6 protein-coding genes and 1 rRNA gene are annotated in these 12,117 nt (G+C 60.9%); all 7 read right to left on the reverse strand.

The genetic code is table 11. The features are described 5' to 3' along the window. Positions 1–785: ribosomal RNA gene (locus P0111_11435) — 16S ribosomal RNA — on the reverse strand; the annotation flags it as partial. 433 nt (positions 786–1,218) lie between these two features. Continuing rightward, on the reverse strand, positions 1,219–2,301 hold the full coding sequence (gene cax, locus P0111_11440; GenBank protein ID MDF0644638.1) for a calcium/proton exchanger: 1,083 nt from the start codon (positions 2,299–2,301) through the stop codon (positions 1,219–1,221). A gap of 44 nt (positions 2,302–2,345) precedes the next feature. Further along, the gene (locus P0111_11445) at positions 2,346–2,753 is read right to left on the reverse strand and encodes a hypothetical protein (GenBank protein ID MDF0644639.1); all 408 of its coding nucleotides are present in this window, start codon (positions 2,751–2,753) and stop codon (positions 2,346–2,348) included. A gap of 115 nt (positions 2,754–2,868) precedes the next feature. Beyond that, a complete protein-coding gene (locus P0111_11450; GenBank protein MDF0644640.1) occupies positions 2,869–4,407 on the reverse strand; it encodes an efflux transporter outer membrane subunit in 1,539 nt (512 codons plus the stop codon). Between the two features lie 2 nt (positions 4,408–4,409). Continuing rightward, positions 4,410–7,577 (reverse strand): multidrug efflux RND transporter permease subunit, encoded by a 3,168-nt coding sequence (locus P0111_11455; protein ID MDF0644641.1) that lies wholly within the window; start codon positions 7,575–7,577, stop codon positions 4,410–4,412. Between the two features lie 24 nt (positions 7,578–7,601). Beyond that, positions 7,602–10,775 (reverse strand): multidrug efflux RND transporter permease subunit, encoded by a 3,174-nt coding sequence (locus P0111_11460; protein ID MDF0644642.1) that lies wholly within the window; start codon positions 10,773–10,775, stop codon positions 7,602–7,604. Next, positions 10,776–11,933 carry an efflux RND transporter periplasmic adaptor subunit gene (locus tag P0111_11465; GenBank protein ID MDF0644643.1) on the reverse strand — a complete coding sequence of 386 codons (1,158 nt, stop codon included), beginning with the start codon at positions 11,931–11,933 and terminating at the stop codon, positions 10,776–10,778. Between the last annotated feature and the right edge of the window lie 184 nt (positions 11,934–12,117).

Genomic DNA, 12,117 nt, shown 5'->3' on the forward strand with positions numbered 1-12,117 from the left:
ATCCTGTTTGCTCCCCACGCTTTCGAGCCTCAGCGTCAGAAATGTTCCAGAGCGCCGCCTTCGCCACCGGCCTTCCTCCCGATCTCTACGCATTTCACCGCTACACCGGGAATTCCGCGCTCCTCTCCCATCCTCTAGCTGAACAGTCCCCTCTGCACTTTCCAGGTTAAGCCTGGAGATTTCACGGAGGGCTTATCCAACCGCCTACGCTCCCTGTACGCCCAGTAAATCCGAACAACGCTTGCCACCTTCGTATTACCGCGGCTGCTGGCACGAAGTTAGCCGTGGCTGCTTCTGGAGGTACCGTCCGAATGGGTTACCCCATCCCATCTTCCCTCCCGAAAGGGGTTTACAATCCGAAGACCTTCATCCCCCACGCGGCGTCGCTGCGTCAGGCTTTCGCCCATTGCGCAATATTCCTTACTGCTGCCTCCCGTAGGAGTCTGGCCCGTGTCGCAGTGCCAGTGTGGCTGATCATCCTCTCAGATCAGCTACCCGTCGATGCCTTGGTGAGCCGTTACCTCACCAACAAGCTGATAGGGCATGAGCCCATCCAAGAGCGCGATACCCACGGTATCGCTTTCCCTCCCGAACCGCAGTCCGGGAGGCGTACGCGGTATTAGCTAACCTTTCGGCTAGTTATTCCCCACTCGAGGGTAGGTTACCCATGTATTCCTCACCCGTTCGCCACTGTACATGTGTATTGCTACACATTCTCGTTCGACTTGCATGTATTAGGCGCGCCGCCAGCGTTCGTTCTGAGCCAGGATCAAACTCTCATATAGGTGTTGTTTTCAAATTGGACCAAGGGCCACCACTTCAATACACCTTACACCTTTGCTCATCGTCCTCTATTCAGTTGTCAAAGAACATCCGCGCTCATCACGCGGGCCGTGCACTATACATCGTGCACAGTCACGTGTCAAGGGACGTGCTCGGAGCTTTTGGCTTCGGGTAGTTTCCCTTTGGAACCGCACCGTGACTCGCCGTCAGGCGCGGTCAACAGGCAGGAGCACAAAACGCTCGTGGAAGATAACAGGACTTTCTCAGAGAGTCAAGACGCTCACGCTCAAAAAAATCACCCGACAAAAAACATCACCCGAGCAGCCTTTCTAGGCACGACGACGTCGGTGATCGCAAGTATTCCGCATGCTCGTCGATTCTGAAACTATCAAATGGTTACGATCTATTCTTGATCTCAGGTTGTTTGGATGAACGTCAGTGCTGATCGGCCGGCACGAAATAGAACATGAGGGCGAAGATCATATAGATCGTGATCAATTGGACGCCCTTGAACCAATTGGACTGACCGTCCCCACACACGATCGCGCCGACAAGCACTCCGAGAAACAGCGCCCACCCTTCCACTTGACTGAACGACAAGTCGAGCGGATGCGGCGCGATGAAGTGACTCGCGAGCACCAATACCGGCGCAACAAACAGCGCGATCTGCATGGAACTGCCCATGGAAATACCGACGGACAAGTCCATACGGTTCTTCCGCGCCATGGCAATGGCCGCTCCGATCTCCGCGGCGCCGCCGACGACGGCGATGAAGATGATACCGATGAACATCTGCGACATGCCGAGGGTTGTTCCGGTACCCTCCGCGGCCCCGACAAGCATCTCGCTCATCCAGGCGGCGAGGACCGAGGTCCCGATCAGGCTTGCGAGCGCCCGCGGGACACTCCATCCTCGTCCTTGATGCTCCGCCTCCTTCCCTGCTTCTACGCTGGCGAATGAACCAGGGTGTGTTTTCAACGAGAACACAAGGTACAGGACGTACGCGAGCAGTAAGACGCCGGCGATTGCGATGTTCAGAAGGTGCTCCTTCGCCGCTCCGCTCTCCGCCGCGAAATGACGATTGAACGCGCTCGGCACCATCATGCTGACAGCTGCCAGCAACATCATCGTGCCGTTCATTCGGGCCGCGACGGGATTGTACTTCTGCTCGTGATGTCGGGCGCCGCCCAGGAGAAAGGCTGTGCCCATGGCGAGGAGAAGATTTGCGAGAATGCCTCCGACGATGGAAGCCCGCACCATATCCCCATAGCCTGCCCTGAGAGCCGCGAACGAGATGATCAGTTCTGGCATGTTGCCGAACGTCGCGTTGAGCAATCCACCGATCGCGTCGCCCGTGCGCGCAGCCAAATGTTCGGTGGAATGCACGATCAACGCCGCAAGCGGGACAATCGCCAGCGCCGCACACGCGAAGATGACCGGCGTCGGCGCCGAACCCGCGTGCTCGAGAACAATCGTCGTCGGTAGAAAGATCAGCAACCACTGGGTGGAAGGCTTCATGAGCTGAGCCTCTACTTGAACGCGGGCGCCTGTTCGCCTCTTCCTCACGGAATCGATTCCGTGGTGGGCGGTGATTGTGTGCGTCTCCGCGCTTTACGCTCGGCCAGTTTCTTGAAGAGTTCTTCGTACGACTGGACCATGGTCTTACCAGCTTCGAGAACAAAGAGAAGGAAGAGCCCCACGCTAAGGAAGAGATAGATGATGTTGAAGAGGATGCCGCCGGTCGTCTGGGGACCCCAACCGATCCCATACGGAGAATTCATCGCCATCGTCGCCGCCGAATAGGCCAGGGCATGGAGAAAGGTTTGGCCTTCGGCCAACCAGAAGAACAGTGTGCCGACCAAAAGCATCGTCAGGAGGGCGCTGCCAAGAGCCCTGAAATAGGCGTCATGGATCAACCGTTTGACAAGGTCGTATCCGAACTTGAACAGAAGCAAGAGCGACGTCAGCATACATCACCTTATGATAAGTTCAGTCTGGCCGCCTCTTCGGCCTTCATCCCTATTCCGAATCTGTCGCTGCCAACGCTTGGCCCGGCCTTACGTTCTGTCGCCTATCTCGCACCGTTCAATGCGTGGTGTTCGAGACTCGTCTACTCACACGCGGGTCGGGCAGATTGTTTTCCGGATGATCCGCCACCGACCAGCCCCCGCCCAGCGCCGTATAGAGCTGGACCACGGACACCAGTTGCGTCTGCAGCGTGCGCGCCAAGGCCAATTCCGCTTCGAACAAACTTCGTTGGCTCGTGAGCACGTCGAGATAGCTCGCCCGCCCTCCTTGATACCGCTGATCGGCGAACTTGAGGGCCGATTGCAGCGCGGCCACCTGCTGCTCCTGAGCCTCCCGCTGCTCCCGCGTTTTTTGCACCGCGATCAACGCATCCTCGACTTCTTTGAACGCGTTCACGACGGCCTTTTCATATTGCAGCGACGCCTGCCGTGCTTTCATTTCGTTGACGCTCACCTGATACCCCAACGCGGTGGCGTTGAGTAATGGACCGCTCAACGCCGCCGCGGCGTTTTGGATGAACAGCGGTCCGATCGAGGTCCCGCCGAGATTCGCGTTGGCGCCTCCGACGGCGCCCGTCAAGGCGAGTTGCGGAAAGCGCTGCGCCTGTGCGACGCCGATGTTGGCGGTTGCGGCGGCGAGCGTCTGTTCCGCTTGCAGCAGGTCCGGCCGCCGCTGCAACAGCTCCGACGGGAGCCCCGCCGGCACGGCCGGCGGCATAGGTTGCTCCGTCAACGGCAAGCCGCGCGTGATGGCCGCAGGCTTGCGGCCCATGAGCGCGTTGAGCTGATTTTCCTTCTGAACGACCTGCCTTTCGAGATCGGCAAGTTTCGCCGCAGTGCCTGCTCGTTCCGCTTCGAACCGATCGAGATCCAGCTTCGGAATGTAGCCCTGCTTGTAGCGAAGCTGAGAGAGCCGGACGGATTCTTCCCAGGACTTGAGCGTGCGTTTGGTGATATCGACCTGAAGGTCCAGCGATCGCAGCGCGAAATAGGCCTCGCCGACGCTGCCGACGAGACTCAGAATCACCGCCCGCTGGTTCTCCTCCTGGGCGAACATCTGCGCCTCGGACGACTCGACGGCGCGCCGCAGCCGTCCCCACACATCGAGTTCCCACTTCAAACTGCCGAACCCGATCGTATTCGAAAAAGTCGTACTGTCCTGTCCTCCCTGTCCGGGAAGAACGATCGCGCCGCCGCCGCCCGGGATGGTCGTCGCGTCGCCTCCCGACGTGTGATACACAAAGGCCGAGGCTCCGTAGGACAGCGAAGGCGCCAAATCCCATTTGGTCATGACGAGTTGCGCGCGGTATTGATCGACAGAGGCCACGGCGGTCCGGACGTCTTGATTTTCGGTGAGCGCAACGTGGATCAGATTTTGTAGCTCCTGGTCCTTGAGGAGTTCCCACCAGGACAGATTCGCGATCGATTCAGAGGTCGCCGGCGCCATTCTCCACGACTCCGCGGGCGGCATGTCGGGGCGCGCATAGTCCGGCCCCATCTTGCACGCTGGCAGCAACGCCGCGAGAAACGCGAGAGTTGCGCGAAAAGCGAGACCGGCAAGATCGGTCTTCGGAGAAGCCAAGCTCCGGCAATGCATGTTCAGTGTCCTCCCTTCACGGGTTCTGCAATGACGACAGGCATAATCGTCGAGGCGCCCACCCTGCGCCCCGCTGCATATCGTTCGACCATGTAATACAACACAGGAATAACCAAGATCGCGAGCAGGCTGGCGGCCAGCATTCCGCCAAGAACCGTGAACCCCAAGATCACCCTGGCATGGGCGCCGGCTCCGGAAGCCAATACGAGCGGCAAGACGCCGAGGATGAAGGCGAAGGCCGTCATGAGGATCGGCCTCAGCCTGAGACGCGCCCCGGCCAGGGCCGCCTCGACGATGGAACGCCCTTTTTCGACCTCCATCTTGGCGAACTCCACGATCAGAATCGCATTCTTCGCGCTGAGGCCGATGAGCATGACCAGCCCGATCTGAGAGTACACGTCGTTCTCCAAACCGATTGCCCACAGAGCGGCGAAGGCGCCGAAGACGGAGATCGGCGTCGCCAGGAGCACGCTGATCGGCAGGGCCCAGCTTTCGTATTGCGCCGCGAGAATAAGGAAGACGAACAGCAACGAGAAGCCGAAGATCACCGCGGCCGGCACGCTTTCTGCCGCGACCTTTTCCTGATAGGACATGCCCATATAATCGAAGCCCATTTCCTTGGGCATGGTTTCGCGGAACACCGTTTCGAGGGCGGCCATCACCTCTCTCGTGCTGTACCCCGGCGCCGGCATCGCGTTGATCTGCGCCGACCGATATTCGTTGTAGCGCATCGTGAACTCCGGTCCATTGATCGGTCGCATCGTCACCAACGTCGAGAGCGGCACCATCTGGCCCTGGTTGTTTTGCACGTAAAACTGACCGACCTGTTCGGCCTTGGTCCGATATTCCGACTCCGCTTCGACGTAGACTTGCCAGAGACGGCCGAACCGGTTGAAGTAGTTCACCAGTGCGCCGCCCATGAAGGCCTGCAGCGTCTGGTAGACGTCGCCCAACGCCACGCCCTGCTTGAGCGCCTTATCGCGATCCACCTCGGCAAACCACTGCGGCGTCCCGGCAATCAACGTGGTCACCACCCTGGCCATCTCGGGCCGCTTCGATGCCGCGTCCAAGAACCGCTCGGTCTGGGCGGCAAGCAATTCGAACGTCCCGCCGGAGCGGTCCTCCAAGATGAACGTCACGCCTCCGGAATTGCCGACGCCTGGGATGGCCGGAGGAGGAAAGGCGAAGGCGATGGCCTCGGGCATCCGGCTCAATCGTGTGTTCAATCCGACGAGAATCGCCCGGTACTTTTGCTCGGCGGTTTTCCGGTCTTCCCACGGCTTCAAGGCCACGAACACGACGGCATTATAGGTCGTGAAGGTCTGGCTCAGCACGCCGTAGCCCGCGACGGTCGTGTAGAATTCGACACCGGGAGTCTCGGCCAGCACCGCATCGACCTTTTTCATGACCGCGTCCGTCCGTTGAAGAGACGCGGCGGCGGGCAATTGGACATTGAGCAGGAAGTAACCGGTATCTTCCAACGGAATGAACCCGCCGGGCAGGCGGGCGCCGAGCAGCCCGGCCACCACGGTCACCACCGCCAAGCCCAGCAGCGTCCGCCCCGCCTTCTGCATCAACCCCCCGCACCACCCCACATACCGATCCGTCAGCCGCGCGAACGCCCCGTTGAACCATCCAAAGAACCGGCCCAGCAAGCCCCCCATCGGCACCTTCGGCTTCAGCAACAATGCCGCCAGCGCCGGACTCAACGTCAACGCATTCACCGCCGACAGCAGCACCGACACCGCAATCGTCACCGCAAACTGCTGGTACAGCCGCCCCGTAATCCCCGGAATAAACGCCGTCGGCACAAACACCGCCGCCAAGATCAACGCAATCGCCACCACCGGCCCCGCCACCTCCTCCATCGCCTTCAGCGTCGCCTCCCGCGGCCCCATCCCCTGTTCAATATGATGCTCCACCGCCTCCACCACCACGATCGCATCATCCACCACCAAGCCGATCGCCAGCACCAGGCCGAATAACGAAAGCGTATTAATGGAGAAGCCCAGCAGCGGAAAGATCGCAAACGTCCCGATCAGCGACACCGGCACCGCCAAGAGCGGGATCAGCGTCGCCCGCCAGCTCTGCAAAAACAGAAACACCACCAGGATCACTAACACGATCGCTTCCCACAGCGTCGTGAAGATCTCGTGCAGCCCTTCCGTCACCGCCAACGTCGTGTCCAGCGACACCACGTAGTCCAGATCGTCCGGAAACCGCCCCTTCATCTCGTCCATTTTGCGCTTCAGTCGGTCCACCGTCTCGATCGCATTGGAGCCCGGCAGCTGATAGACCGCAATCACCGCCGTCGGTTTTCCGTTCAAGCGCGACACAAAGTTATAGAGCTGCGCGCCCAGTTCGGCGCGACCGACATCACGCAGCCGGACGAACGAGCCGTCGCTGTTGGCCCTGATGATGATATTCGCGAACTCCTCTTCGCTGACCAGGCGGCCGTCGGTGCGGACGGTGTACGTGAATTCCTGGCCCTCGGGAACCGGCTCCGCTCCGATCTGGCCGAGCGGGGTCACGACATTTTGCTGTTTCAACGCCTGCAAGATGTCTTTGACCGTCACGCCCATCTTGGCCAATAGGTCCGGATGCACCCACAGGCGCATCGCATACTGGCCCGCGCCGAAGATCGTGATCTGTCCGACGCCGGGATCGCGCGCCAGCGGATCGGACAGGTTGATATAGGCGTAGTTCGCCAAAAACCGGGCGTCATAGGTGTCGCGGGGCGAGTGGAGCGCGAACAGCACGAGCGGGATGCCGAACGACTTGCGGATCGTGACCCCGTACTTGCGGACTTCCTGCGGCAATTGCGGTTCCGCCTGCGCGTAGCGCATGTGGGCCAGCAACTGGTCGACATTGGGTTCCGTGGCGACGTCGAAATCCACCCTGAGGGTCGTCTGTCCGTTGCTGCCGTTGATCGAATACATGTAGAGCATGCGATCGACCCCGCTCATCTGCTGTTCGAGCGGCGTGGCTACCGACTGTTCGACTGTGATGGCATCGGCGCCGACGTAGGTGCCCTGCAGCATCACTTCCGGGGGCGCGATTTTAGGGAACTGCGCGACTGGCAGCCTGAAAATCGAGATCCCGCCCAGCAAGACCAGAAGGATCGAGATGACGATCGCCACGATCGGACGGTCGATGAAGAATCTCGTCATGGTCGAGTTTCGTCCTTCAGCGGCTCACGTCTGCTCCGGTAGATGGCCGACCGGTACCGGCGAGACAGGGGGCGTCGTCGCGGCGACCACGCGATTCCGGCCGGCCAGTTTTTCGACGACATAGAATGAAACGGGGATCAGAAAGATAGCCAGTACGCTGGCCGCCAGCATGCCGCCGATCACCGCACTGCCCAGGACGATTCTGGACTGCGCCCCCGCCCCCGATGCCAGGGCCAGCGGCATGACGCCGAGAATGAACGCGAACGCCGTCATCAGAATCGGACGCAGACGGAGACGGGCCCCGGCCAGCGCCGCGTCCCAGGGAGATCGTCCCTGCTCGACTTCCATCTTGGCGAACTCGACGATGAGGATCGCGTTCTTCGCGCCCAAGCCGATCAGCATGACCAGGCCGATCTGGCTGTACACGTCGTTTTCGATGCCCCGAATCCACAGCGCGACAAAGGCGCCGAAGACCGAGATCGGCGTGGCCAACAAGACGCTGAACGGCAAGGCCCAGCTTTCGTATTGCGCCGCGAGAATGAGAAAGACGAACAGGAGCGAGAACCCGAAAATGATCCCCGGCGAGACGCCCTGCGCCGCCGTCTTCTCCTGGTACGACATGCCCATATAGTCGAAGCCCATCTCGCCCGGCATCGTCGCGGCAAACACGTCCTCCAGCGCCCGCATGGCCTGCCCGGAACTATATCCGGGCGCCGGAACCGCGTTGATCTGCGCTGCACGATATTCGTTGAACCGGATCGTGAATTCCGGCCCGGAAGTAGGCTGTATGCTCACCAGGGTGGAGAGCGGCACCATCTGGCCTTCATTGTTGCGAACGTAGAACTGGCCGATGTTTTCCGCGCGGGCCCGATATTCTCCCTCCGCCAACAGGTAGACCTGCCATTGCCGCCCGAAGCGGTTAAAGTAATTCACGAACGGCCCGCCCATGAACGCCTGAAGGGTCTGATAGATGTCGGCGAGGGCCACACCCTGCTTCAACGCCTTGGCCTGGTCGATCCGCGCAAAGAGTTGCGGCACGTTCGGAAGCAGGGTCGTGGTCACGCTGGCCAATTCCGGACGCTGCCGCGCCGCGGCGAGGAATCGCTTCGTCTGCTCGGCCAGGAACTCGACGCCGCGCCCGACGCGATCTTCGAGCATCATCGTCGTTCCCCCGGCTGTGCCGATGCCTGGGATCGGCGGGGGAGAAAACGCGAAGGCTTCCGCCTCAGGAAGTTTGGCCAACTCCCCGTTCACGTGCGCCAGGATTGCTTCGTACTGTTCTTCACGGCTTCTTCGTTCGTGCCACGGTTTGAGATTGACCGAAAAGTAGGCGTTGTAAGTCGTGCTGACCTGGCTCAGGAAGCTGTACCCGACCGTCACGGTAAAGGAGGCGACCCCCGGCGTGTCATGGAGAATCTGTTCGACCTTCCGGGACACGCGGTCTGTCCGCTGCAACGAGGCCGCCTCCGGCAGCTGCACGTTCACATACAAAAATCCTTGATCTTCGGAGGGCACGAACCCGCCGGGCAGGCGGGCGCCGAGCAGCCCGGCCACCACGGTCACCACCGCCAAGCCCAGCAGCGTCCGCCCCGCCTTCTGCATCAACCCCCCGCACCACCCCACATACCGATCCGTCAGCCGCGCGAACGCCCCGTTGAACCATCCAAAGAACCGGCCCAGCAAGCCCCCCATCGGCACCTTCGGCTTCAGCAACAATGCCGCCAGCGCCGGACTCAACGTCAACGCATTCACCGCCGACAGCAGCACCGACACCGCAATCGTCACCGCAAACTGCTGGTACAGCCGCCCCGTAATCCCCGGAATAAACGCCGTCGGCACAAACACCGCCGCCAAGATCAACGCAATCGCCACCACCGGCCCCGCCACCTCCTCCATCGCCTTCAGCGTCGCCTCCCGCGGCCCCATCCCCTGTTCAATATGATGCTCCACCGCCTCCACCACCACGATCGCATCATCCACCACCAAGCCGATCGCCAGCACCAGGCCGAATAACGAAAGCGTATTAATGGAGAAGCCCAGCAGCGGAAAGATCGCAAACGTCCCGATCAGCGACACCGGCACCGCCAAGAGCGGGATCAGCGTCGCCCGCCAGCTCTGCAAAAACAGAAACACCACCAGGATCACTAACACGATCGCTTCCCACAGCGTCGTGAAGATCTCGTGCAGCCCTTCCGTCACCGCCAACGTCGTGTCCAGCGACACCACGTAGTCCAGATCGTCCGGAAACCGCCCCTTCATCTCGTCCATCAGCGAGCGCAACCGCTTGACCGTGTCGATCGCGTTGGAACCCGGCAATTGGTACACCGCAATAACCGCGGCGGGCGCCCCGTCCAATCGACCCAACACGTTGTAGATCTGGGCGCCTAACTCTGCCCGAGCCACGTCGCGCAACCGGACGAACGAGCCGTCCTGATTGGCACGCACCACGATGTTGCCGAACTCTTCTTCGGTGACGAGACGTCCCTGGGCTCGAATGGTGTACGTAAACTCTTGACCGGCCGGGACCGGCTCGGCTCCCACCTGACCAGCCGGGTTGACCGTATTCTGCTGGTTGATGGCGTTGACCAGATCCGTCACGGTCAGTTCGAGCTTGGCGAGTTGATCCGGTTTCAACCACAGCCTCATGGCGTACTGACCCGCGCCGAACAATTGGACCTGGCCGACTCCCGGAACGCGCGTCAGAGGATCATTGATGTTGATGAAGGCGTAGTTGGCGAGAAACGTCGCGTCGTAGGTTCCCTTGGGTGAATAGAGCGAGAGCATCATCAAGGGACTGCTGAGGGCTTTCGGATTCGTGATGCCGTACTGCTGGACGGCCTCCGGGAGCTGCGGGACGGCGATGGTCTGCCGCATTTGCGTCAGCACCTGGTCGGTATTCGGGTCCGTATCGAGGTCGAAAGCCACACGGAGGGTCATCTGTCCGCTGCCGGCGCTCGTGGAATACATGTAGAGCATGTGGTCCACGCCGTTGATCTGTTGTTCCAGCGGCGTGGCGACCGCCTGCTCGACCGACAGCGCATCGGCGCCCAGATAGGTCGTTTGGACTTGAATTTCCGGCGGAACCAGATTGGGAAATTGCGCGACGGGGAGGCGGAACACCGAGACGATCCCCACGAGCACCGTGATGATCGCGATCACCATGGCCACGATGGGCCGATGGATGAAGAACCTGACCATTTAGGTACCGGCGGGCGGCGGCGTAAGCGGCCGGTCCGGATCGGTGGAAGCCGGTTCGGCGGGAACCGGTTTGGGCGAGACGACGACCCCACTGCGGACCTTCTGCAGTCCCTCGACGACGACCTGTTCTCCCTGGTTCAGACCGGACGTGATCACCCACTGATTCCCGACCCTCGCCCCGGGCTTGACCGTGCGGACGGCGATTTTGTTTTCCGCATCGACGACCGCCACGTGATACGTCCCCTGGAGTTCCTGAACCGCGCGCTGCGGCACGAGAAGCGCTCCCGGAAGATTCTCGATGATCGCGCGCACCTTCGCATACTGACCGGGCCGCAACACATTGCCCGGGTTTGGGAAATAGCCGACGATGGTAATGGTGCCGGTCTTGATGTCGACCTGACGATCCGGAAGCGCCGCCTTCCCCTTGTGCGGGTACAGAGTTCCGTCCGCCAGGATCAATTCCAGCTGAGGTCGATCCGGATGGTCCCCAGCCGGCTGGGCCACGGCGCGTTGTATCCGTTCGGCGAAGCGGAGATACATTTTCTCGCTGATCGGAAAGAGCACTTTGATGGGATCGACCTGCGAGACCGTCGTCAGAGCGGTGTTCTCCATGATCAGATCGCCGATCTGGGCGCTGGCGATGCCGGCCACCCCGTCGACCGGCGAGGCGATGCTCGTCCAATCCAGATTCAGCTTGGCCTTCTCCAGGTTGGCTCTGGCGGCGAATACGGAGGCCTTGTTGGCCTCGTTCGCTTGAATGGAATCGTCCAGCTCCTTCTGGCTCACCGCCCCTTGCTTCGCGAGCGGCGTATCCCGCTTCACATCCAGCTGCGTCTTCTTGTAGGCCGCTTCCGCCCTGGCCAGTTCGCCCTTCAGTTGATCGAAGGACGCCTGGTAGGGTCGCGCGTCGATCTTGAACAACAGATCTCCGGCCTTGACGAAAGCGCCCTCGACATAGTTGCGCGAGAGCAGATAGCCCTGGACCTTGGCCCGGATCTGCGCATCGATGGTGCCGGCCGTCGTGCCGACCCCCTCGGCGTAGATCGGCACGTCCCGCCGGATCACTTCCGTGACCAGCACGTCCGGGGCCAGCGCCGAGACCGCATCCTTGCGCTCGCAGCCTGAGACCGCCAACACGGCAAGGCAAACGATCATCATGAAGCAGGCACTGGCAGGAGGGAATTCTAAGCAGTGTGAACGCGCCAAGACGGCAGGTCCCTCTCTCATTTTTGGGAAGGGCTTTACTTATACAATTGCCCTAATCACACCGTCAAGATCGGGGCTTGATCTCAAGGGTTTCCTGCCGTACTCTCTCACTCGCACCGCGCGCTCCCTAGCTGAA

This window comes from Nitrospira sp. (genome assembly GCA_029194535.1).
GTDB lineage: Bacteria > Nitrospirota > Nitrospiria > Nitrospirales > Nitrospiraceae > Nitrospira_C.